Origin of the sequence: Chitinophaga oryzae (assembly GCF_012516375.2) — a bacterium.
In the GTDB taxonomy this organism is placed as follows: Bacteria; Bacteroidota; Bacteroidia; order Chitinophagales; family Chitinophagaceae; genus Chitinophaga; species Chitinophaga oryzae.
In genome coordinates this window covers 6739126-6760624 of the sequence record NZ_CP051204.2, presented here as the reverse complement: position 1 = coordinate 6760624, position 21499 = coordinate 6739126, and the positions used below count along the sequence as shown (strand labels likewise).

Annotated in this window: 24 protein-coding genes and 1 pseudogene; 16 read left to right on the top strand and 9 right to left on the bottom strand. The window is 53.7% G+C overall.

The window, feature by feature from the left end; translation table 11 throughout:
• Positions 1-25 precede the first annotated feature (25 nt).
• On the top strand, positions 26-859 hold the full coding sequence (locus tag HF324_RS26500) for an oxidoreductase (RefSeq protein ID WP_168805973.1): 834 nt from the start codon (positions 26-28) through the stop codon (positions 857-859).
• Positions 860-892: 33 nt separating this feature from the next.
• Here the strand turns inward: HF324_RS26500 and HF324_RS26495 are convergent, their stop codons facing one another.
• Positions 893-2968, bottom strand: a complete 2076-nt coding sequence (locus HF324_RS26495) for a type IA DNA topoisomerase (RefSeq protein ID WP_168861257.1) — start codon at positions 2966-2968, stop codon at positions 893-895.
• Between the two features lie 201 nt (positions 2969-3169).
• On the opposite strand from HF324_RS26495, the gene HF324_RS26490 reads away from it, so the two are divergent.
• Together HF324_RS26490 and HF324_RS26485 are read left to right on the top strand one after the other, a co-directional pair.
• Complete coding sequence (locus tag HF324_RS26490) at positions 3170-3757, top strand: DUF2064 domain-containing protein (RefSeq protein ID WP_168861256.1); 588 nt, start codon at positions 3170-3172, stop codon at positions 3755-3757.
• Positions 3758-3841: 84 nt separating this feature from the next.
• Positions 3842-3985: a hypothetical protein gene (locus tag HF324_RS26485; protein WP_168861255.1), complete on the top strand. Its 144-nt coding sequence runs from the start codon at positions 3842-3844 to the stop codon at positions 3983-3985.
• Positions 3986-3997: 12 nt separating this feature from the next.
• Here HF324_RS26485 and HF324_RS26480 read toward each other — a convergent pair whose 3' ends face one another.
• The 5 genes from HF324_RS26480 to HF324_RS26460 form a co-directional block, all read right to left on the bottom strand.
• Positions 3998-5260, bottom strand: coding sequence for a GNAT family N-acetyltransferase (locus tag HF324_RS26480; protein ID WP_168805964.1), 1263 nt, complete (start codon positions 5258-5260; stop codon positions 3998-4000).
• Positions 5261-5414: 154 nt separating this feature from the next.
• Positions 5415-5804, bottom strand: a complete 390-nt coding sequence (locus HF324_RS26475) for a hypothetical protein (protein ID WP_168805962.1) — start codon at positions 5802-5804, stop codon at positions 5415-5417.
• Positions 5785-8424, bottom strand: a complete 2640-nt coding sequence (locus HF324_RS26470; RefSeq protein ID WP_168861254.1) for a glycoside hydrolase family 2 protein — start codon at positions 8422-8424, stop codon at positions 5785-5787. Before HF324_RS26470 ends, HF324_RS26475 begins: the two co-directional genes overlap by 20 nt.
• A gap of 123 nt (positions 8425-8547) precedes the next feature.
• On the bottom strand, positions 8548-9663 hold the full coding sequence (locus tag HF324_RS26465) for a FecR family protein (protein ID WP_168805958.1): 1116 nt from the start codon (positions 9661-9663) through the stop codon (positions 8548-8550).
• A gap of 45 nt (positions 9664-9708) precedes the next feature.
• On the bottom strand, positions 9709-10254 hold the full coding sequence (locus HF324_RS26460; protein WP_168861253.1) for an RNA polymerase sigma-70 factor: 546 nt from the start codon (positions 10252-10254) through the stop codon (positions 9709-9711).
• A 410-nt stretch (positions 10255-10664) separates the two neighbouring features.
• Here HF324_RS26460 and HF324_RS26455 point away from each other — a divergent pair, with 410 nt between their 5' ends.
• From HF324_RS26455 to HF324_RS26415, 10 genes and pseudogenes are all read left to right on the top strand, one after another.
• Positions 10665-11030, top strand: a complete 366-nt coding sequence (locus HF324_RS26455) for an STN domain-containing protein (protein ID WP_168861252.1) — start codon at positions 10665-10667, stop codon at positions 11028-11030.
• A gap of 64 nt (positions 11031-11094) precedes the next feature.
• Positions 11095-11523: an NAD(P)/FAD-dependent oxidoreductase gene (locus HF324_RS33450; RefSeq protein WP_220101243.1), complete on the top strand. Its 429-nt coding sequence runs from the start codon at positions 11095-11097 to the stop codon at positions 11521-11523.
• An 11-nt stretch (positions 11524-11534) separates the two neighbouring features.
• Positions 11535-12227 carry an NAD(P)/FAD-dependent oxidoreductase gene (locus HF324_RS33445; protein WP_220101242.1) on the top strand — a complete coding sequence of 231 codons (693 nt, stop codon included), beginning with the start codon at positions 11535-11537 and terminating at the stop codon, positions 12225-12227.
• Positions 12228-12317: 90 nt separating this feature from the next.
• A pseudogene (locus tag HF324_RS33900) lies at positions 12318-12749 on the top strand (methyltransferase domain-containing protein); the annotation flags it as partial.
• A 275-nt stretch (positions 12750-13024) separates the two neighbouring features.
• Positions 13025-14077, top strand: a complete 1053-nt coding sequence (locus HF324_RS26440; RefSeq protein WP_168861250.1) for a type III polyketide synthase — start codon at positions 13025-13027, stop codon at positions 14075-14077.
• Positions 14071-14862 (top strand): SDR family oxidoreductase, encoded by a 792-nt coding sequence (locus HF324_RS26435; RefSeq protein WP_168861249.1) that lies wholly within the window; start codon positions 14071-14073, stop codon positions 14860-14862. The genes HF324_RS26440 and HF324_RS26435 overlap by 7 nt, the downstream gene beginning before the upstream one ends.
• Before the next feature lie 8 nt (positions 14863-14870).
• Positions 14871-15314: a 3-hydroxyacyl-ACP dehydratase FabZ family protein gene (locus tag HF324_RS26430; RefSeq protein WP_168861248.1), complete on the top strand. Its 444-nt coding sequence runs from the start codon at positions 14871-14873 to the stop codon at positions 15312-15314.
• Between the two features lie 24 nt (positions 15315-15338).
• Positions 15339-16613, top strand: a complete 1275-nt coding sequence (locus tag HF324_RS26425; protein WP_168861247.1) for a beta-ketoacyl-[acyl-carrier-protein] synthase family protein — start codon at positions 15339-15341, stop codon at positions 16611-16613.
• A 4-nt stretch (positions 16614-16617) separates the two neighbouring features.
• Positions 16618-16872, top strand: coding sequence for an acyl carrier protein (locus HF324_RS26420; protein ID WP_168861246.1), 255 nt, complete (start codon positions 16618-16620; stop codon positions 16870-16872).
• On the top strand, positions 16869-17363 hold the full coding sequence (locus HF324_RS26415) for a 4'-phosphopantetheinyl transferase family protein (RefSeq protein WP_168861245.1): 495 nt from the start codon (positions 16869-16871) through the stop codon (positions 17361-17363). The genes HF324_RS26420 and HF324_RS26415 overlap by 4 nt, the downstream gene beginning before the upstream one ends.
• Positions 17364-17413: 50 nt before the next feature.
• On the opposite strand, the gene HF324_RS26410 is transcribed toward HF324_RS26415, so the two are convergent.
• The 3 genes from HF324_RS26410 to HF324_RS26400 form a co-directional block, all read right to left on the bottom strand.
• Entirely contained in the window at positions 17414-17641 is a 228-nt protein-coding gene (locus HF324_RS26410) for a hypothetical protein (protein WP_168861244.1), read from the bottom strand.
• Positions 17642-17692: 51 nt separating this feature from the next.
• Positions 17693-18004 (bottom strand): hypothetical protein, encoded by a 312-nt coding sequence (locus HF324_RS26405; protein ID WP_168861243.1) that lies wholly within the window; start codon positions 18002-18004, stop codon positions 17693-17695.
• Between the two features lie 81 nt (positions 18005-18085).
• Positions 18086-18319, bottom strand: a complete 234-nt coding sequence (locus tag HF324_RS26400; protein WP_168861242.1) for a hypothetical protein — start codon at positions 18317-18319, stop codon at positions 18086-18088.
• A gap of 207 nt (positions 18320-18526) precedes the next feature.
• Here HF324_RS26400 and HF324_RS26395 point away from each other — a divergent pair, with 207 nt between their 5' ends.
• Genes HF324_RS26395 through HF324_RS26385 form a run of 3 tightly spaced genes read left to right on the top strand, consistent with a single transcriptional unit; the run spans position 18527 to position 21497 of the window.
• Positions 18527-19171: a PIG-L deacetylase family protein gene (locus tag HF324_RS26395; RefSeq protein ID WP_168861241.1), complete on the top strand. Its 645-nt coding sequence runs from the start codon at positions 18527-18529 to the stop codon at positions 19169-19171.
• Positions 19168-20310, top strand: coding sequence for a glycosyltransferase family 4 protein (locus HF324_RS26390; protein WP_168861240.1), 1143 nt, complete (start codon positions 19168-19170; stop codon positions 20308-20310). The genes HF324_RS26395 and HF324_RS26390 overlap by 4 nt, the downstream gene beginning before the upstream one ends.
• A complete protein-coding gene (locus HF324_RS26385; RefSeq protein ID WP_168861239.1) occupies positions 20307-21497 on the top strand; it encodes a glycoside hydrolase 100 family protein in 1191 nt (396 codons plus the stop codon). Before HF324_RS26390 ends, HF324_RS26385 begins: the two co-directional genes overlap by 4 nt.
• Positions 21498-21499: the final 2 nt, after the last annotated feature.

The following is a 21499-nucleotide window of genomic DNA, read 5'->3' as shown; positions in this document are numbered from 1 at the left end:
TTGTTGCCATAAAAATGAACATCTTATGAGCAACAAAAAAGTATGGTTTGTGACCGGCGCTTCCAAAGGATTAGGCCGGGACCTTGTTAAAAAACTGCTGGCCGGCGGTTACCGTGTGGCTGCCACCTCCCGTAACCTCGATGAACTTCGTAAAATAGCTACCGACGATAATTTCCTGCCGCTTACGATGCAGCTGAATGATGAAGCCAGTATAGCACAGGCGTTGACGGATACCGTGGCCCGCTTTGGTCGTATAGACATAGTGGTGAACAACGCCGGCTATGGACTGGTAGGCAGCCTCGAAGAACTGTCCGACGCAGAAGCCCGCAGTAACTTCGACATCAATGTTTTCGGTACGCTGAATGTTATCCGTAAAGCGATGCCTTATTTCCGTGCACAAAAATCAGGGCACATCCTCAATGTGTCTTCCATCGCCGGATTTAATGGCAGATTCCCCGGTTTCGGTATCTATTGCGCTACCAAATTCGCGGTGGACGGATTTTCCGAGTCACTGGCAGAGGAAGTGAAGCCTTTCGGGGTACATGTGACCATCGTTTCTCCCGGTTACTTCCGGACCGATTTCCTGACCACCGGGTCGCTGGCCCAACCGGCGCAGCCTATCGCCGATTACCAGCTGGTAAGGGAAGCACAGGCCCTGCATGTGAATGAAATCAATCACAATCAGCCCGGTGACCCGGAGAAAGCCGCTGACGCCATTATACAGGTGAGCGAAGCGGAAAACCCGCCGGTGCACCTCTTCCTCGGTGAAGACGCGTATAACATGGTATATGCTAAAATCGATGCTGTTAAAGAAGAAGTAGAAGCGTGGAAAACAACAACGGTAGGTACCGGTTACTAAAAAAGATAACCCCGGGCACAGGCCCGGGGTTTTTTATTGAATATCGAATGTGTCGGTGAGGGTTAGCTTACCGGCTTTGCCCTTCGTTACCAGGTCGTGGACCTGTTTATCGGTCAGTTTTTTCCCTTTTACTTCAAAAGGAATTTTAAAGCCACATACTTTGAAATTAGCGCAGCCGTAGGCGCTATTGCCTTTTAACAGCAGATGCTCCCTGCATTTGGGGCAGTTGAGCGCGCTAAGGTCCAGTGCTTTCTTTTCCCTGGGTTTGCGTTCCTTTTTAGGCTTATCTTCTGTGGCCGGTGCAGGCGCCGGGGTATCGGGCGCGATGGTAATGGTTTTATAACTGGCCGTTTTCACTTCTTTGGTGAGGTCTACCACCATGGCGATCAGTTCGTCTTTGAATGTGTCCATGGCATATTCCCCTTTCTCGATCAGGCGCAGCTTGCGTTCCCACTGGCCGGTCAGTTCGGGGCTTTTGAGCAGCTCCGTCCGGATGGTGTCGATCAGATCGATACCGGTTTGGGTGGCGAAGATATTTTTTTTCTTTTTGTCGATGTATTTGCGGCGGAACAGTGTTTCAATGATATTGGCACGGGTAGAAGGGCGGCCGATGCCGTTGTCTTTCAGCAGCTCGCGCATTTCTTCATCATCCACCTGTTTGCCGGCCGTTTCCATGGCGCGGAGCAGGCTCGCTTCTGTAAAGGCTTTGGGCGGAGAGGTTTTACCCTGATGGATGCGGGGCGTATGCGGTCCGCTTTCTCCTACCACAAAATCGGGAATGAATTTTTCTTCTTCTTCCCCTTCTTTTTTGATGCTGGTATCGTTGGCATACACTTCTTTCCAGCCCGGTTCAATGATTTGTTTACCTGTGACTTTAAACGGCACCTGGCCTACTTTTCCCAATACCGTGGTGTTGGATATTTTACATTCCGGGTAGAATGCCGCGATGAAGCGGCGGGCGATAAGATCGTAGATCCTTTTTTCTTCCGGTGGCAGTCCGCCGCCGGGATGCACGCCTGTCGGGATGATGGCATGGTGATCTGTCACCTTTTTATCATCGAAGACGGTTTTCAGTTTCGGAATGGGGCTGGCCAGCACGGGGGCGGTGAGCGCCGCGTAAGGCGTCATGTCCTGGAGAATGCCGGCAACTTTCGGGTGCAGGTCTTCCGAGAGATAGGTGGTATCTACGCGGGGGTAGGTGACCAGTTTTTTCTCGTAGAGGTTCTGCACATATTTAAGGGTATCGTCGGCGGAGTACGCGTATTTTTTGTTGGCCGCTACCTGCAGGGAGGTGAGGTCAAACAGGCGGGGATTGCCCTCCTTACCATCTTTTTTCTCGAAAGAAGTCACTTCAAAAGGATGTTCCTGTAAATAGGCCAGACCTTTCTGTGCTTTCTCCACGCTGCCGAGGCGGTCGATGGCGGCAGTGAATTCGGTGTCGCGGTACACGGTTTTCAGTTCCCAGTAATCCTCCGACACAAACGCGTTGATCTCTTTCTGCCGGGCCACAATCATGGCGAGGGTAGGGGTTTGCACGCGTCCGATGGACAGTACGGTTTTACCAACGGCAAATTTTTTGGTGAACAAACGGGTGGCGTTCATGCCCAGGAGCCAGTCGCCGATAGCGCGGGCGCTGCCTGCGGCATAAAGGTTGTCATATTGACTGGCGTCCCGTAGCTGCTGAAAGCCATTACGTATAGCCTCTTCCGTGAGGGAGGAAATCCATAGTCGCCTGACGGGGGCGGTGCATTTGGCTTTAAGCAGTACCCACCTTTGAATCAGCTCGCCTTCCTGGCCGGCATCCCCACAGTTGATCACTTCGTCACATTGCTGTACCAGTTGCTCGATCACTTTGAACTGCTTTTGCACGCCGTTGTTTTCTATCAGCTTGATACCAAAGCTGGGCGGGATCATGGGGAGATCTTCCAGCCGCCAGAATTTCCATTGTTCATAATAATCATGCGGTTCCTTCAGTGTACAAAAATGGCCGAAAGTCCAGGTCACCTGGTAGCCATTGCCTTCGTAGTAGCCATCCTTGCGTTGCTTCGCACCGATTACTTCTGCTATGTCCCTGGCCACACTTGGTTTTTCTGCAATGCAAACTTTCATAAAAAGTTGAAATAGGGTAACAAATATCGGACAATTTACTGTTTTTGCCGGATTTTAATGGCTGCCGCATTAACTACGGGTTATCCTGAGAAGATTAACAATTATAAATGGGGGTAAATGTTCTTATTAACAATCTGCAAACAACCATTCCCCCTGAAATCCCGTAAATTGATGTTGCTAAATCCTTAAACCCTGGCTTTTATGAAAGTATTCAACCAGGCATTGATCGTTCTTGCGAGAGACAAGGAGGTCACCATTGCGAACACCCGTCTAAAAGATACTGTAGGCGATTTTAAAACCCGTGAGATACTCCATCAGCTACTGAGTCATACCCAGGAAACAGCTTCCTATATCCACATGGACAAGTATGTAGTGCTGGAAGACATGGCCGATTACGGCTTATGGGAGGAGTACATCATTTTCCCGAAGCTGGGCCACGACGCCGGCGAATCCATGTTACTGGCTTTTAACATGGTGTTTGCAACCGGTTACCAGGAAGTGGTCATGATCGGTATGGACTGCCCCCACCTGTCGCCCGAACTGCTGGAGGAAGCTTTTGCCGCCCTCAGGCATAACCAGGTGGTCATCGGCCCGGCGCAACACGGTGGGTTTTATCTGCTGGGCATGCAACGTTTTTATCCCGAATTGTTTGATTTCATGGATGCGGGCGCTTCTCATTGGCTCCGCCGTCTGTTGACAGCCATCAACAAACAGGAACTCCGGTTTACCTTCCTGCCAACGCTGAATGTGGTGCAGGAGCTGGCCGACGTGCCGGAGGACTGGCTGTAACGGTGATGGCCATGATTATCTCTGATTCGCCTGATGTGGAGTAGATCACAACGGATTTTTCCGGAGATGTCCTATTTTTGACAGATGACCACCCCCCCATCCAACCTACCCGTCTTCATTCGGACTGCTACAGGCAGAAGCAGCGATCCGTATGGCATCACCGTCAGTTATCGTTGTACCGTTCCCGTTAGTGCGGAGAACCTGGAAGACAGCGATCCCCTGGAATAGCTGCCCGTTGGGTTAAAGTCCCTGTGCCGACTGATATGCTTTGATCATCGCTTCAATTGCTGGCCTGTCCAGGTAGTAGGCCCATCCGAGCGCATTGCCCTCGTGGATGGCGTCTGTAATTTGCAGGTCGGGTCCGGCAGACAAAGCCAGTTGGGCCAATGCGATATCGTTTTTTTCTACGGCGACGTGCAGTAACGTATATTGGAAATTTCCGTACAAACGGTTTACTTCTGCCGGGTTTTCTGCCAGCAGCGCGGCGGCGCGGTCTTTCCAGCCGAGGTTCCATGCATCCAGTGCGCTGCAGGCGGCGCCATGGGCTATCAGCCATTCCGCTGCAGCCGGTTGCCCGCAGTGGGCGGCCAGTTCCAGCAGCTGCATGCCGTTGCAGAGAGGCTTGTTCAGGTCAGCGCCGGCGAAAGCGGCCAATGCCGCCATATCTCCTTTGCCGACAGCTTCCGCGAGGGCTGTCCCGGCAGCGTCAGGCGGACGGCTTTGCAGCCGGTCATCGGTGATCCACCAGGTTAGGCCGTCGCCGATCCACTGAAATCCTAATTGCTCATATACTGGTCTGCCCATCGGGTTGGCATTGAGGGTAGCATAGTGATATCCTTTTTCCCTTGCATACAGGCAGGCGGCGCTGACGATAGCTTTGCCGATGCCTTTCCCTCTGGCTTCGGGTACCACGCCTACATTGTAAATGCCTGCCACCCCGCCACCGAACAACAACAGGGTTTGTGCGACGATGGTGCCGTTCAGCGCGGCTACAAAGCGCTGTACCTGCGCCTGGTCTTCGTGTTGCAGGCCCGTTGAGCAGCTGTTGTTATCACCGGCATACGGCAGCGCTGTAATGGTGTGGAGGGGCGTTTCGTTGTCGGCCGCAATATGCAGTCCTTCCGGTAAAGGGAAGCCGGTGTTGATCGTTTGCAGGTCCAGCGACATCCAGCAGGGTTGCCATCCGGGCTGGAAGCCCCTTGCAAGAAGCAGCGCATCCAGGTGTGCTGTTTCCGCGGGCTGTAAGGACCAGCATCCGATGTGTTTCCCCTGGTGTTGCTGATAGAAATCCATCATCGCGTTCAGCGGGGCGATGTTATCCGATAGTGCCGGAAAGAGGATGGTGCCGGCGCCTTCCTTTTCGGTGTAGGTCCAGCAAAGACCATCTTGCTGGTGGATAACGCCGTTTTTTATACGGGCATCGAGTAAGAACAGGTCGCGGTGGTTTTGCGCGATGGCAGCTTCAAGCTGTTGGGTCGTGGCGTCGCGGGTGATGATCTGCATGAATTCAGGTTGACGGACACCGGAAATTTACAGATTGTGGAACGAACATACAAACCTGGGAGGGTATGGGTAAAAGAAAAAAGCCCACATTGTAAAAACAATGCAGGCCTGTTTGAATAATTGGTGCTTTCGCACCCGCAAATGAAAGTATTTACTAAGCGGCGTTTTCTGTCAGTCCCCAGTCTTTGTACTGAGCTCTTATCCTGCTCAGCATGGGACCTTCAAAGGCGACACATCCGCCGGAGAAAAATTCGGTCCATGTAAGATCACTGTTGAAGTGAGCGAGCGTGTAGCCGTTATCGAATGTCAGCAGGAGCTGATTTTTTTCCGGCAACACCTGAAACTGGCCAAGTGTATTGAGCAGCAACCTTCTGAGGGCGCCACTGTCCATATAGCCTGCTGCTGTTTCATGGCACAAAGGGAAAAGGGTGTGTACCATCACGTAGTCAGACAGGAATGGTTGGACATTAAAATGAGCAGCGGCGAGCAGGGACATTTCGTAGTACGCCGCTGCTGATTTCATTTTATTTCCAGGTCTTTTCACCTTTTTTCATTTTATCCAGGATATCCTGATAAGTCTTTTTATCGCTGGCCGGCGCCAGTTCAACTGCCTTTTCTTCCGTAGCGATAGCGTCGTCTTTTTTTCCTGCTTTATAGAGCACATTAGCATATGTGTCAATGTAAGCCGGGTTGTTATCCGCTTTCAGCATATGCTGGCACCAGTTGGCCGCGTTACTGAGGTGGGTGGGGTCAGAGATGTTTTCGAAGACGGTCCATGCGTAGGTGTTCAGTTCATTGGCGGAAATATACGGCGCGCATTTACCCACGTATTGATCCGCGGTAGCGGCGAAATTGTTCCAGTCCTTCTGGTTCAGGAAGTGGATGGTTTTAGCGCGCAGGAATATTTCTTCTCCCGGGGCGCCGTATTGTTTGGTTTTTGCTTCTATTTTGTTCCAGTCGGGCGTGGCGCCTGCGTTTTGCACATGCGGCTGAATTTCTTCGCCGTAGATGATGGTCATCAGTTTCACGTCGGCCTGTCGTTTGCCCAGTGTCTGGTTGATCTGGTCGCGGTTGTCCAGCAGGAGTGTGAAGCCTTTGTCGCGGCTGTTGGTCGTGAATTTATTCACAAAAGACATCTGGCTGCGGGTCAGGGGCGCTTTCATTTGTCCGATGTAGTCATTCGCAATTTTTACGGCGTTGGTTTTGTCGTTTACGCGCAGGGCCATCTGGGCGAGTTCCTGCAGGAAAGGACCGTCTTTTTTGCCGTTGTTGTATTCCGCCAGCAGGGCGGTGTACCGGTTGTCAGGATTGGTGGTGTCGATGTCTTTGACGATGAAGGCGGCGGCCACGTCGCTGGTAGGCGGCACGAAAGCGCTGTGTATCTGTCTCAGTTGACCCACAGGTATTTTAATGACCTCCCGGTCGTAGGAGATCAGTCCGTTTTCTTCAGTTTCCACATCGAAGGGTTCTGTGTAGATAGAGCCGCTAAGACCTTCTTCTTCATATATTTTCAGGTGTTTGTTCATGAAGCCGTATTTGCGGGCGAAGGCAGCAGCGGGAATGGAGATGTAGCCCCATCCGTCGGCTTCATTCCATTGGTGGTTAGGTGTTTTCACCTGTACGCCGCCCCATTCGCCGAGTACCCTGGCTTTGCCGGGCAGGGCAGGGGAAATGCCCGGGCCGGGATATTCGTGCACGTCAGTGAGGTCGCTGCTTTTCCATTTTTCGTTGGCGTCTTTTGGAGACTCCCTGTCGTAGTTTTCGCCGGTATGGCCGTTAACGATGCGGGAGGGGTCCATCTGTTTCATCGCTTCTGTCAGCCTTTGCTGATCATATCGTGCCCATCCTTCGTTGAACAGCACCCAGCACACGACAGCGGGATGATTGAAACAGTGTTCGACGGTAGCGATGTTTTCTTTTTCAAAGTTTTTGCGGGCATCGACGGTGGTGTTGGCGCAGGTCACCATGTCCTGCCATACGAGGATACCTTCTTTATCGCAGTGGTAGTACCAGCGGGAGGGTTCTACTTTCACGTGTTTGCGGATGGTATTGAAGCCCATGGATTTGATGGCGAGCACATCGAATTTGAGGGCTTCGTCAGTAGGGGCTGTATACAGGCCGTCGGGCCAGAAGCCCTGGTCGAGTACGCCGAGGTTATAGGTGTATTTGCCGTTGAGGAAAATGCGTTCCTGTCCGTGTTCGTCTTTTTTGATTTCTATTTTACGCATGCCGAAGTAGGAACTCACGGTGTCGACTACTTTGTTGTTGTACAGCAGCTTTATGGTGAGGTTATATAGGAAGGGTTCGTTGGGCGACCAGAGGCGTGCGTTGGGCACAGGCAGCTGCAGGTCGGTATTGGCTTTGCCTTTGACGCTGCCGATAACGGCGCCGTTGCCGGAGGCGATCGCTTCCACCGTATAGCCGTTGTTATTGCCGGCGGTGTTCACGCGGAGGTCGAGCAGTTGCTGATCTACCTGCGGCGTCATTTTCAGCTTGTCGATATACACCGGGGGCACGGTTTCCAGCCATACTGTCTGCCAGATGCCGCTGGTGCCGGTGTACAGGATATTCTGGGGATGCAGTACCTGTTTACCGTGCGGGTTGTCTCCGGCGTCGGTGGGATCGAGCACGGATACTACCAGTTCATTGTTTTTATCTTTCAGTTGATCGGTGATATCGAATTGGAATCCCGTATAGCCGCCGGTGTGGTTGCCGATTTTTTTCCCGTTGAGGTAGATGGTCGCATCGAAATCCACAGCGCCGAAATGCAGCAGTACTCTGTCTTTCCCTTTGGCGGCGGGTTTGTCGAATGTTCTTTTGTACCACAGGCGCTGATCAGGCTGTAATGTTTTTTTGACGCCGGAGAGGGCTGACTCGAGCGGGAAGGGAACGAGTATCTGGCCGTCAAAAGAGGCCGGCGGTGTTTGTGTGCCGGCGCTGGTGATGGCGTATTGCCAGAGGCCGTTCAGGTTTTCCCAGTTGGGCCGCACCATTTGCGGCCGGGGGTATTCGGGCAGGGTATTGGCAGGGTTGACATCTTTGGCCCACCTGGTTTGCAGGGGGGACGATGTCATTTTCCAGGATACTGCCGTTTGGCCGGATACGAGGATACTGAGGGTGGTGCATCCTATAAGGAGGAATGCAACGCTGATTTGTCGTAACATGTTTCAGGTCGGTTAAAATAAAATAGATAATCGGTGTCTATAATATACGCAATGCGGATGCTTACAGGCCGCAGCCGTGTATTCCGGTCGGTTTTTGGGGAACAGTGCCTTGTTAAAAAGTGCCTATTCGAAATGGAGAACGCCTTGCTGATCGTAGCTGGATTTGATGCCGTCTGCGCGTTCCAGGTTATGCAGGAAGGCCTGCAGGGGCTGGTTTCTGTCGATGATGCCGAAGAAGCGTCTGCTGCGGACTCTTGGATTATCCAGGGCGATGGTGACGCCGAACCACCGCATGATGACGGGGGCCAGTTCCTGCAGGGAAGCGTTTTCAAAGGTGTATACGCCTGTGCGCCAGCCCAGCACCTTGTCCGCATCGAAGGCTTCTTTGGTGATGCCGTCGCGGGCGCTGGTGAGTTCGTAGCCTGGTTTGAGGACGATGTCCTTTTTGCCGGTGGCTACTTTTACGGAGCCTTCCACGAGCGCTACTTTCACGAGGCCGGAATCATAGGTATTGATGTTAAAGGCTGTGCCCAGTACATTCACCGTATTGCCTGGCAGGTGCACAATAAAGGGCTGGCCTGCTTTGGCGGCAACCTGGAGATAGGCTTCCCCGTTAATTGTCACTTCGCGGGTTTTGCCCGGGAAGGAGAACGGGAAGCTGATGGTGGTGGCAGCGTTTAGTTGTATACGGGTGCCATCCGCCAGCAGCAGGTGATAGTCCTTGCCGGCCGGAACGGTGAGGGTGTTGATCCCGCTGCCGCTCTGGTGGCTGGCGTCGAAGCTGAGCGTGCGCTGTGTGTTATTTAATACGGCGCCGCCTACCCGGATGCCTGCGGAATCGTTGCTGAGGTCAATGGTTTTGCCTTCAGCCGTCACGAGGCGGATGGTATTGGGGACGCTGTCCGATATCGTTGCCAGCGGTGGCCGTTCAGCAGGTCTGAACAGGTACCAGCCGGCGGTAATGGCGAGCAAACAGGCGGCGGCAATACTGCTGGCTTTCAGCACGTAGCGACGCCCGCTCCGTTTGCTGAGGTCCGTTAGTACCTCCTCCACGGGATGCTGATCATGGCTTTCGCTAGCATCAGCCAGTAGCCGGGGGCGGTCCCGCTGGATGCTTTCCCAGATATTGCGTGCCTGGAGATCTTCCCTGATGGCGCTGTGCAGAAAGGCTTTGTCTTCCTCGCTGATCATATCCAGCAGCTCATCCAAAGAGAGTTCTCTGATTTTTTCATAATCCATTTGAATCGGATGTTATCCTATTAACGGTGTTCACGACAAAAAGTACTATAGGTCGCGGGAAGATTTTAGTTTTTTTCTCAGAATTCTGAGGGTAGTGCTCATTTGATTTTTCACCGTTTGCAGAGAGAGGTTTTTTTCCGCCACGATTTCCCGTTGCGTTTTATCTTCCATGTATGACAATTCAAAGACGGTCCGCTGCGCTACCGGCAGGGCATTGATAGCAGTAGCCAGCTGAAGCGACAGTTCTTTCCGTTCCATAGGATTAATACAGGTGGTGAGCTCTTTAAGGCTCATATATTGATGTACATTGCGCTCTTTTACGACGCTACGCCGGATACGGTCCATACATTTGTTCCGCACGCAGGTGGTCAGATAACTTTTCAGATGGAGGTTGTCCGCCAGCTTGTCCCTGCGGTTCCAGATGATGATCAGCACATCATGCACCACGTCAGCCGCCTCCTCCGCGTCTTTCAACACGTAGTTGGCCTCGATGTGCAGCCGTTTGTAGTAACGGTTATAAAGTTGGGTGAATGCCCACTCGCTGCCGATCTTCAGATCAGCTACCAATTGTGCATCAGTGTAAGGTTCCATCGTACTTTCCCCCAATTGAATTATGTTTTAGCATAACTTACCGGTCAATAAATAATACTCCTGTATCTGCCAATGGTTATCCGGGAATTAAAATAAAAGGGGTCTTCAGAACAGTTACATGAATAGTATTAACTGTGCGTTAATATACTGTTACCAAATTAAGATATTCTCCCATCGGGAAAACAACCGCAACCATCCGGGATTTGTTAAGCATTTGTAAAGCACGAATTAGTTACCGGTGGGTTTGGGAAGCTCCGCGGAATTCATACGCCGCCTATAGTACTTTCTGCTGCCCGATGCGTTTGGATATATGTAATGATTTTTTACGATCCAGCGCCTCATTGAAAAACCCCTGACCGGTATCACCCCTTTAGCTATTCACGATTTCAAACTTCCCTCGTCATTATTTTATGAAGATACGTTTCCTTATCCTCTGGCTCCCCCTCTTTTACCGCTCACCTCACAGCATCGCCAACCAGGCGGAGAAAATAAAGGTCAACGTGAACGTCCGCAACGTCCCGCTGCGGGAAGTCTTTAAACTGATCAGCCAGCAGACCGGCCTTCGCTTCTTCGGCAGCCACACCGCCCCCTACGACGCCAGGGTGTCCCTGCAGCAGTCAGATGCTGAGCTGCGCCGCCTGCTCGATGATATACTCCTGCCGCTCCATTACTCCTGGGAAATATCCGGCAAAGTGATCATCATCAGCAAAAAAAATGCGCCGCCCCCGTCTCCGCCAACGGACATCCTCACCACCGGCGCGCCCCATTCCCCCTGATCTCCCGCCCCGGCCCACTGCCGCAAAACGGCAACTGTACTGTTAAATATGTCGTATATTGCTCATGTACATGGGCTTAGAGCATCATATTATCATTATCGGAGGCGGCCTTGCCGGCCTCACCAGCGCCATCCACCTTGCCAGGGCAGGACTGCCCGTGTCGCTGGTTGAAAAAAATACCTACCCCCGCCATAAGGTCTGCGGAGAATATATTTCCAATGAAGTATTGCCCTACCTGCAATGGCTGGGCGCCGACCCGGCAGTATTGGCGCCGGCGGACATCTCCCGGCTGCTGCTCTCGGCGGCCAACGGGAAAACCATCTCCGCCACACTGCCGCTGGGCGGCTTCGGCGTCAGCCGCTACACGCTCGACCATTTCCTGCTCAACAAAGCACTGGCGGCAGGCGTACGGCTGATCACCGACACCGTCACCGATGTGGAGTATCACGGTGACAACAGTTATATAGTGCGGGTGAAAACACATCCCCGCTGACGGGCACCGTCGTGCTGGGCGCCTTCGGTAAACGCTCCACACTGGACCAACGGCTGTCGCGCGCCTTCCTCCGCAAGCCCGCCCCCTGGCTGGCCGTGAAAGGACACTATGAAGGCGATTTCCCCGACGGGCTGGTGGCCCTGCACAATTTTCCCGGCGGCTACTGCGGTGTATCCAAAACGGAGACAGGCGCGCTCAATATCTGCTACCTCGTACAGATGGACAGCTTCCGCCGCTACGGCGATATTGACCGGCACCGCGAAGAAGTGCTGTACCGGAATCATCACCTGAAAACAATTTTTGGCAACAGCCGGCCCTTGTTTGATCAGCCGCTGGCCATCAGCCAGATTTCTTTTGAACGGAAAACAAAAGTGGAACAACATATGCTGCTGACGGGAGATACCGCCGGCCTTATTCATCCGCTGTGCGGCAACGGGATGGCCATGGCCATCCACAGCGCCCGGCTAGCGGCCACCGCTGTCCTGCGCTATTGCAACGATGCGGCGTACGACCGCCACAGGATGGAAACGGATTACACCCGGGAGTGGGAAAAAGCATTCAGCTACCGGATGAAAATGGGGCGGCTGCTCAACAACCTGTTCCTGAAAGACCGGCTGTCGACCTGGCTGGTGCAGCAAATGGCGTCAGTCCCGGCGATATTGCCGTTTATTATCCGGCAAACACACGGGAATTTAATTATCTAGTCATTTGATTATTTCGTTATTTAATTATTTAAGCCAGGTTGTCATTTTAAATATTTAAATAACCAAATAACAAAATATTAAAATGAGCATATGCCTGATACCTCACAGCGTATACTGGCGCCTGAAATCATGGATGATTTTTCCATGGAAGGTGAACGGCTGCAACGGGCGCTGGAAAAGATAGCGCAGATCAACCGGCGGCTGGGAGGCAACCGTATCACGGTAAAAGGCGTAGACATGCTGATGCGCCACCTGCCCCCCGGCAGGGAAGTACGTATCGTGGACATCGGCTGCGGCAACGGCGACATGTTACGGACACTCGCGGAACACGGCAGGAAAAAACAATGGAAGCTGAGGCTGACGGGCATCGATGCCAATCCGTTCACCGTCCGCCTGGCAGGGGAACTGTCCGCTGACTTCCCGGAAATCACTTATCATTGCCTCGATGTTACGCAGGGCCCGGTCCCTGAAATGGAGGGAGACATTCTCCTGCTGACACTGACGCTGCACCATTTTACCGATCCGGAGATACTGGCGCTGATGCAGCATTTCCGCCGGTGCGCATCTGCCGGAATTGTGGTCAACGACCTGCATCGCAGCGGTCTGGCCTACCGGTTATTTCAACTGCTGTGTTATGCACTGCGCCTGGAAGAAATGACGCGCTATGACGGCCTGACCTCCATCATGCGCGGATTCAAACGGTCGGAGCTGATGCAGCTGTCACAAAAACTAAATATCAGGCGTCAAAGCCTCCGCTGGAAATGGGCTTTCCGTTACCAATGGATTATATCTAATTTATGAGCGTAAAAATTCAATCAGTAGCCAAGGCATTACCGCCATATACCAGGCCTACCAGCGAAATCATGCCGTACCTGGACCTGTGGCTGGCCGGACAAGACGAACGGTTTATCAGAAAAGTGAAAAAAATCTTTGAGAATGCAGCGGTGGACCAGCGCTATTCTATCATGAATGCGGAAGAAGTGTTCCGTTGCACCTCCTTTGAAGAAAAAAACAATTTGTATATCCGCGAAGGAACGGAGCTCGGACGGCGTTGTCTGCAGGGCGCGCTGGAAAAGGCGGGCCTGAAGGGGAGCGATATCGATTTTATCATCACTGTCAGCTGTACCGGTTTTATGATCCCCTCTATGGACGCTTACCTGATCAATACCCTGCAAATGCGGCAGGACATTGTACGGTTGCCCGTTACGGAGATGGGTTGCGCCGCCGGCGTTTCGGGGATGATCTACGCCTATAATTTCCTGAAGGCCAATCCGGGAAAACGTGCGGCAGTGGTGGCGGTGGAATCGCCCACGGCTACCTTTCAGCATCAGGATTTTTCGATGGCCAATATTGTCTCGGCTGCCATCTTCGGCGATGGCGCCGCCTGCGTGATCTTGTCGTCCCATGAAGAAGATGCCGGACCGGCTATCATAGGCACGGAGATGTATCACTTTTACGATGCCACGCACCTGATGGGTTTCCATCTCTCCAACTCCGGCCTGCAGATGGTGCTGGACATTGCCGTGCCTGAACAGATAGCGGCGCATTTCGGCGATATCATCCATCCTTTCCTGGCGCGCCACGGCACCTCCATGGAAGAAGTGAACCAGCTGATCTTCCATCCCGGCGGAAGGAAGATTATCCAGACGGTGGAAGAGCTGTTCGCCGGCTCCGGGAAAAATATTGACGATACCAAAGAAGTATTGCGGTTATATGGCAACATGTCAAGCGCCACAGTGTTGTATGTGCTGGAGCGTATTCTCGACAGGGGGGTGCCACCGGGCGATAAAGGGCTGATGCTGAGTTTCGGTCCCGGATTTTCCGCACAAAGAATATTGTTACAATGGTAAAAGAGTTTGCATCGAAAGAATACTGGGCGCTCGTGCTGGGCGGCAGCAGCGGGTTAGGGCTGGCGTCAGCCTTTAAGCTGGCGGCGCACGGTATGCATGTATGTATCGTGCACCGCAATGCCGGCATAGAAATGGAAACGGTGAACGCCGCATTTGAAGCGCTGCGGGCAACCGGCGTACAGGTGGTGACGTTTAATATCAACGCGGCACAGGCGGAGCGGCGTACGCTCGTATTACAGGAGCTGCAGAAAAAAATGGGACCGCAGGGGCGTGTCCGTTGCCTGTTGCACAGCGTGGCCAAAGGCACGCTGAAAGCGATGACGGATGCACCCGCACTGCAGACGGACGATCTGATGATCACGCTGGACCATATGGCGGTGAGCCTGTACGACTGGACAAGGGAGACGTGGGAACAGGGGCTTTTTGCCGCAGATGCCCGTGTATTATCGTTTACCAGCGAAGGGAGCCACCGCGCCTGGAAACACTATGCGGCGGTATCTGCAGCCAAAGCTGCGCTGGAAGCTATCAGCCGCAGCATCGCGCTGGAGTTTGCCCGCTATGGCATACGGTCCAACTGTATACAGGCCGGGGTAACAGACACCCGCTCCCTGCGCATGATCCCCGGCCATGAGCAGCTGCTGGCGCATAGCGTGGCCCGCAGTCCATTCGGCCGGCTGACCACCGCGGAAGATGTGGCCAATATGGTATACCTTTTATGCAAAGATGAAGCCGCCTGGGTGAACGGGGCCGTGATCCCGGTAGACGGCGGCGCACATATACAGTAAACGGATTTATGACGACAGCAGCTATACTGGAAAAATTACCCTACAGCGCACCTTTCCTGTTTGTGGATACGCTCGAAGCAATTGACGAACAGCAGGTGACAGGAAGTTTTACTTTCCGCCCGGACATGGATTGTTACAAAGGACATTTTAAAGGATACCCGGTGACGCCCGGTGTGCTGCTGACGGAAGTAATGGCGCAGATCGGACTGGTATGCCTCGGCATCTATCTCACCGGAGGCCCGGAGGGCGTGTCTTTCGGCCTTACCTCCATCCATGTGGAGTTTATGCGGCCGGTATTGCCTGGAGAGAAAGTCACGGTGACCGGCGAAAAAATATATTTCCGTTTTGGTAAACTAAAATGCCGGGTAACGATGGTCAATGTACAGGGGGAGACCGTCAGCAGCGGGGAGATCGCCGGCATGATCGTTCCTCCCGTCAATCGTAATTTGTAATTCGTAATTCGTAATTGACAGCAGATGGAGAGAGTAGTGATAACAGGGATGGGCGTGGTAGCCCCCAACGGAACGGGCATTCCTGCTTTTACCGAAGCGGTGAAGCAGGGAATATCGGGTATCCGTTTTGATCCGCAGCTGGAGGCGCTGGATTTTTCCTGCCGCATAGCCGGAACGCCGGAGGTGACAGAAGCGTTGAAGCTGCAGTATTTTGATCCGCTGGAACTGAAAGGTTTCAACAGCGGAGCGGTGTTATATGGCGTAATGGCAGGCATGGAAGCCTGGCAGGACGCCCGTTTGCCGGGAGGGAAAGAAGCGCAGCAGCCCGACTGGGACAGCGGCGTGATATTCGGCACCGGTTCTTCCGGGGTAGATAAGATGCGGGAAGCCATTCACCGGGTGGATGAACTGCAGGTACGGCGTTTAGGCAGCACCGTTGTTGCGCAGACCATGGCCAGCGGCATCAGCGCCTGGCTCGGCGGCAAGCTGGCACTGGGCAACCAGGTGACCACCAATTCATCGGCCTGTACTACCGGCGCAGAGAGTCTGCTGATGGCCTACGACCGGATACGTGCCGGCAAGGCGCGGCGGATACTGGCCGGCAGCACCACCGACGGCGGCCCTTACGTATGGGGCGGCTTCGATGCCATGAAAGTATGTACCTTCAAAAATAACGACAGGCCCGCCGCCGGTTCCAGGCCCATGAGCGCCACCGCCAGCGGGTTTGTACCCGGAGCGGGAGCCGGCGCGCTGGTGGTGGAATCGCTGGAGAGCGCGCTGGAAAGAAACGCGACGATTTATGCGGAGATTGCCGGCGGGCATGTGAATTCCGGCGGGCAACGCAATGAAGGCAGCATGACGGCTCCCAACAGCGAAGCGGTGCAGCGTTGTATCCGGGAAGCCGTTCGCGAAGCAGGCATACATCCCGATGAAATAGATGCTATCAACGGCCATCTGACGGCCACCAGCAAAGATGCCACGGAAGTGGTGAACTGGAGCCTTGCGCTCAACAGGAGCGGAACGAAGTTCCCCTATGTCAATGCGCTCAAATGCCTGGTCGGACATTGCCTCAGCGCATCCGGCAGTATAGAGCTGGTGGCAGCGGTATTGCAGCTGCAACAGGGTTTTCTGTTTCCCAATATCAACAGCGAAGACCTGCATCCGGAGATCGCGGCCATCGTGCCGCGGGAAAAGATACCGCAGCAACTGGTATATAAAGACCTTCAGGTGATTGCCAAAGCCAGTTTCGGTTTTGGTGATGTGAACGCCTGTGTTATTCTTAAAAAATATAAACCCTGATATCATGGATAAAACAGCCTTAATGGCCACTATTAAGGAAGTGGTGGCGCCTTATACCAAAAATCCCGAGGCGCTGGCAACACTCAATGAAGACACGGACTTCCTCCGTGACCTGAAAATCAACTCTGCCAACCTGGTGGATGTGGTGCTGGATGTGGAAGAGAAATTTAACATCGTCATCGATAACGAGTCCATGGAAAAGATGATCAACGTACGTGCGGCGATGGAAGTGGTGGAAAACAAGCTGGCGGCGCCATGATCGGCAATGACGTGGTAGACCTCCGGCTGGCGGCAGTGGAAAGTAACTGGCGCCGGAAAGGCTACCTGGATAAAATATTCTCTCCGGGAGAACAGCTGCTGATCGGGCAGGCTGCTGATCCGGACCGGATGATATGGCAGCTGTGGAGCGCCAAGGAGGCGGCGTATAAGATCATCCACCGGGACACACGGCAGCGGATATATGCGCCGCTGCGATACCGGGTGCAGCTCTGCGGAGGAGAGGCGGGCACGGTGCATTATAAAGACCGGTATTTTCCCTTTCGTACAGTCGTTGCCGGTGATTGCCTGCATACGGTAGCCGTAGCTTCAGCTCATTGGTGGCCGCAGGTCGTATACCGGCAGGGGCCGGGAGAGGAGTTGCTGAAAGATGAAGCGGGCGTGCCCTTTGTCCGGGATACCGGCGGAGATGTCCGGCCGGCGTCGGTCAGTCACCATGGCGATTACCGGGAGATGGTCAGCCTGAAGATATAAATACAAAAGGAGTAGCCAGCGGCCACTCCTTTTTTTGATAGCAGGTTTTTTTATGGAGCGTGACGAAGTTTATGGCCAAGCCCCAGATCAACCATTGTTTTTCTCATGAAAACGATGCGTTTGCAGAGCGCTTCATCAGAAGCCGCCGCCATGATCTGGTCACGATGTATTTTCCACAGTTCCAGTTCGTCGCTGTCCTGATCACTCCTGTTGCGTTTCGCCTCCATATCGGTAATCATCCCGTTTACAAATTGAAGGGCTTCTTCCTTTTTATACATGAAGAGAGGGTTGAAGGTTAAATGATAATATTCTCTATAGCAGGGAGAATATTAGTCATCATCATCGTCATCGTCGCCATCGCAGGGCTGTAACTTCAGTATGCGGTATGTAATGCGTAAATGTAACGCAATGCCTCTTGAAGGAGGGAGGTTGCCTGTATCGTTGCGGGAGTGGTGGTACTGATAACGCCTGTTGTGGCGGATGTCGATCACCTGTCGGAAGGGGGCGGTATGTATTTGTATCCCTTCGGGCCTGTTGCTGCTGATATACCAGAGAACAGCACTTCTTTTGATCTTTTGCGCCAGCGGCATCATGGCATGAAGGGGCAGCAGTACGTCACATACGATTGATAGTACCGTCATGACGGAAGTGGTGCGAAGACCTTCGGCCGGAGGTATTTTGCCTGCCGGCGGGTAAGGTGCGGGAGGCGTGGTTGCAGAAGCCTACAGTATCGCTTTGTGCGATGCTCCCGGTGAATCGCCGGGACGGGCTGCCGGCAGCTGCTCCGTATTCATATCCATCTTGCCTAACGGGTCAAGGGATAGCTGGTCCAGCGTGAGTATGGTAAACGCGCCCCGGCCGATCAGCCTGTTCATCTTTTCATCCATGCGCGCCGCCATGGTCGCATAGTGTTTCAGCTTTTCATTCTTGTCTGAAAAAGCATTATTCCTGCTCATACAATAGCTGTAGGAATGGTTGGTTGATATTAGGCTTCCTAACCATGGGTGAATAGCCTGACAAAAATAAATTCAAAATGACAATCAGGGGTTAATCAATTGTTATTGGGAAAAATCCCGGTATGGCATCGGGCAATGATGAAAGAGCCTGTCGTGTTCGGGTACGTTTCTTGATGCCTTGCTCATCGGTATATCACCTGAGCAACCATGCAATCTTCAAGACAGAAAAAGGTGGCCGTTATTGTGGCGCATCCGGACGATGAAACGTTGTGGGCAGGCGGCACCTTGCTGAGCCATCCTGAATGGGCCTGCTTTATAGCCTGTATCTGCCGGGCAGGTGATACCGACAGAGCGCCCCGCTTTGCCACCGTCTTACAGGCGCTGGGGGCCACAGGGAAAATGGCGGATATGGACGACGGCCCGGAGCAGGCGCCACTGTCCGTACCGGCTGTGGCGGAACAGGTACTGCGACTGTTGCCCTGTACACAGTTTGACCTGATCATTACCCACAACATTTGCGGAGAGTATACCAGGCACCGCCGGCATGAGGAAGTCAGCGAAGCGGTGTTTCAGTTGTGGCAGGACCGGCGGTTGTCTTCACCGGAGCTCTGGTTTTTTGCCTATCAGGATGGCAACCGCAGTCATTTTCCGCTGGCAGACCCCACAGCAGATTTTTACCTGTCATTGCCGGCCGGCATCTATCAACAGAAAAAAGCATTGATCACCGATATATATGGATTTAGTCAGGATAGCTGGGAAGCGAAGATTACCCCCTCTGCGGAAGCATTCCGGACGTTCAGCACGGTAGCGGAGGCGGCACAATGGCTGAACAGAAACCGTATCCTGCCATGAAAGTACTCGTGTTATATGACTATCCGGCGGGCCCTGGCGGCCTGGCCACCCAGGGAGACCTGCTGTACCGGGGCCTGAAAGAACTCGGCGTCGATGTGCAGGCAGTACATTATGAATCCAACCAGGAAAAAGAATGGTATTACCGTTGGTTCAGGCCCGATGTGGTCACGGGCGTTGGGTATTGGGGATATGTTCCTCACCTGGTGCTGCATCCGCAGCGTTTCGGTTGTACGGCAGTGCCCTGGCTGGTAGCCGATGGTTACATCGCCAACTACCAGGACGTGCTCAACGCCCTGCCGCTGCTGCTGGTCACCTCCAACTGGGTAAAAGAAATGTATGTCCGCGATGGCATCAGCGGCAGACATATTGAAGTGCTGCCGGTAGGATGTGATACGGACGCGTTCCATCCTTTTCCGGCCACCGATCCTAAAGTGGCCGCTGTAAGAGAAGCGCTGGGCATCGGGGAGCACGAGCTGATGATCCTCACCATTGGCGGCGATGCGGCTTCAAAGGGCGCACAGGAGGTAATGCATGCGCTGGCACAGCTCAACGGCAGGATGCCGCCGTGGAAATATGTCTGCAAGGTATGGCCGCAGGAGCGGACAGACAATCAGAACGAAGCGGACATACAGCTGGCGCGTGAACTGGGAATTGACCGGCAGGTGATCTATACGCAATATAAAATTTCGCGCAACTTCATGCCGTACCTGATAGGGGCTTGCGATATCTACGCCGCACCTTCCCGGCTGGAGGGCTTCGGTATGACGCAGGTGGAAGCGGGCGCCTGTGGTAAACCTGTCGTCAGTATGCGCGCTATGGGTATGCTGGATACGCTGGTGCACGGAGAAACGGCCCTGCTGGCCGGAGTTGCCCGGGAGGTGGTATTACATGAGGTGGTGGTAGGCACGGAGTCCGGCTATGAAGGCAGGCGTACCGTGGTATTCGACAGGCCCCGTACCGTCGACTACCGGGCCGATGCGGCAGATATCGCTGCGCATCTCAGCGAGTTGCTGCTCAACAGGGACCTGCGGATACAGATGGGCGCCGCGGGAAGGGCCCGCGTGAAACAGCGCTTTGACTACCGGGTGGTGGCCCGTCGGTTTTTGGAGATTATACAGGAAAAACTGGGTATCGTATGAAAACGTACACCAATACAGCAGAAGTGGAACAGGCCAGGATAGCGGCGCTGGAAGTGCTGCGTCATAACCGCCGCGGCCCTTGTACGGGCTTGCCGCGCACCGCCGGCTGGGCATATTCGGAACCCTACACCCGTGATATGGTCTTTACTTTTTTTGGTATCGCCGTTTCCGGCGACGAACAACTGATCGTCAGCATGCGCAGGGTGCTGGAAGTGCTGGCGAAGAACCAGACGGAACACGGCCATGTGCCTTCGCTGGCACATGACCCGGAAAACCTGGGCGCCAGCGACACGACGCCGTTGTTCCTGGTGGGCATCAGTATCTACCGGCAACTCACAGGGAATACAGACTTTCTGCAGGAGGCCGCGGAGAAAGCGCTGACCTGGTTGTATTACCAGAGTCCTTCCGACCGGCTGCTGGTAGCGCAGCTGCCTACGAGCGACTGGCGCGATGAGCAATGGGTGTTGGGATACGGATTGTATGTGAATACGCTGGTTTATGCCGGACTGCGTATGTTTGACCGCCACCAGCGGGCCGATGCCTTTCTGCAGGAGATGCGGCATTTTACCATCACCTGTAATTATATGCAGCGGCATGTGCATGAAGGGCTCACGGTAAAGAGTAAGCCCTATTATGCGTGCTGGTCTTATAAGATATACAGCAGCGAAAGATTCGATCTGTTGGGCAACAGTCTCGCTATCCTTACGGGCATAGCATCCCCGTCGAGGGCCGAGCGTATGATCGCCTGGATTGAAACAGAATGCAACGTGATGCGGGAGAGGGGAGACCTGGCGTCTGAACTGCCGCCGAATTTTTTTCCTTTCGTGCAGCCCGGCGATCCGGACTGGCGGCCGCGGGACGCAGAGTTTAATATGCCCGGCGATTACCACAACGGCGGCATATGGCCTTTTGTCTGCGGCGTATATATAGCCGCGTTAGTAGCCGCCAGGAAGTATCAACTGGCGGAAAAGAAGCTGTATGCGCTGGCGCAGGCGGTGAAGCCGTCGCACGCGCAGCCGCTGGCGTATGGTTTCAACGAGTGGCTGCGCGCGCAGGACGGGCAGCCTAAAGGCCAGAACTGGCAGTCGTGGTCAGCTGCTCTGTATCTTTATGCATTGAGGTGTGTGGAGGAAAGAAGAACGCCGTTTTTTGAAGAGATGCGGAAAAGAAGTTCCCGCGAACAATAACG

Excerpts from the sequence above, each read along its gene's own strand:
- HF324_RS26500 (WP_168805973.1), top strand. The coding sequence starts at position 26 with ATGAGCAACAAAAAAGTATGGTTTGTGACCGGCGCTTCCAAAGGATTA.
- HF324_RS26495 (WP_168861257.1), bottom strand. The coding sequence starts at position 2,968 with ATGAAAGTTTGCATTGCAGAAAAACCAAGTGTGGCCAGGGACATAGCA.
- HF324_RS26490 (WP_168861256.1), top strand. The coding sequence starts at position 3,170 with ATGAAAGTATTCAACCAGGCATTGATCGTTCTTGCGAGAGACAAGGAG.
- HF324_RS26485 (WP_168861255.1), top strand. The coding sequence starts at position 3,842 with ATGACCACCCCCCCATCCAACCTACCCGTCTTCATTCGGACTGCTACA.
- HF324_RS26480 (WP_168805964.1), bottom strand. The coding sequence starts at position 5,260 with ATGCAGATCATCACCCGCGACGCCACGACCCAACAGCTTGAAGCTGCC.
- HF324_RS26470 (WP_168861254.1), bottom strand. The coding sequence starts at position 8,424 with ATGTTACGACAAATCAGCGTTGCATTCCTCCTTATAGGATGCACCACC.
- HF324_RS26465 (WP_168805958.1), bottom strand. The coding sequence starts at position 9,663 with ATGGATTATGAAAAAATCAGAGAACTCTCTTTGGATGAGCTGCTGGAT.
- HF324_RS26460 (WP_168861253.1), bottom strand. The coding sequence starts at position 10,254 with ATGGAACCTTACACTGATGCACAATTGGTAGCTGATCTGAAGATCGGC.
- HF324_RS26455 (WP_168861252.1), top strand. The coding sequence starts at position 10,665 with ATGAAGATACGTTTCCTTATCCTCTGGCTCCCCCTCTTTTACCGCTCA.
- HF324_RS33450 (WP_220101243.1), top strand. The coding sequence starts at position 11,095 with ATGTACATGGGCTTAGAGCATCATATTATCATTATCGGAGGCGGCCTT.
- HF324_RS26440 (WP_168861250.1), top strand. The coding sequence starts at position 13,025 with ATGAGCGTAAAAATTCAATCAGTAGCCAAGGCATTACCGCCATATACC.
- HF324_RS26435 (WP_168861249.1), top strand. The coding sequence starts at position 14,071 with ATGGTAAAAGAGTTTGCATCGAAAGAATACTGGGCGCTCGTGCTGGGC.
- HF324_RS26430 (WP_168861248.1), top strand. The coding sequence starts at position 14,871 with ATGACGACAGCAGCTATACTGGAAAAATTACCCTACAGCGCACCTTTC.
- HF324_RS26425 (WP_168861247.1), top strand. The coding sequence starts at position 15,339 with ATGGAGAGAGTAGTGATAACAGGGATGGGCGTGGTAGCCCCCAACGGA.
- HF324_RS26420 (WP_168861246.1), top strand. The coding sequence starts at position 16,618 with ATGGATAAAACAGCCTTAATGGCCACTATTAAGGAAGTGGTGGCGCCT.
- HF324_RS26415 (WP_168861245.1), top strand. The coding sequence starts at position 16,869 with ATGATCGGCAATGACGTGGTAGACCTCCGGCTGGCGGCAGTGGAAAGT.
- HF324_RS26410 (WP_168861244.1), bottom strand. The coding sequence starts at position 17,641 with ATGTATAAAAAGGAAGAAGCCCTTCAATTTGTAAACGGGATGATTACC.
- HF324_RS26405 (WP_168861243.1), bottom strand. The coding sequence starts at position 18,004 with ATGACGGTACTATCAATCGTATGTGACGTACTGCTGCCCCTTCATGCC.
- HF324_RS26400 (WP_168861242.1), bottom strand. The coding sequence starts at position 18,319 with ATGAGCAGGAATAATGCTTTTTCAGACAAGAATGAAAAGCTGAAACAC.
- HF324_RS26395 (WP_168861241.1), top strand. The coding sequence starts at position 18,527 with ATGCAATCTTCAAGACAGAAAAAGGTGGCCGTTATTGTGGCGCATCCG.
- HF324_RS26390 (WP_168861240.1), top strand. The coding sequence starts at position 19,168 with ATGAAAGTACTCGTGTTATATGACTATCCGGCGGGCCCTGGCGGCCTG.
- HF324_RS26385 (WP_168861239.1), top strand. The coding sequence starts at position 20,307 with ATGAAAACGTACACCAATACAGCAGAAGTGGAACAGGCCAGGATAGCG.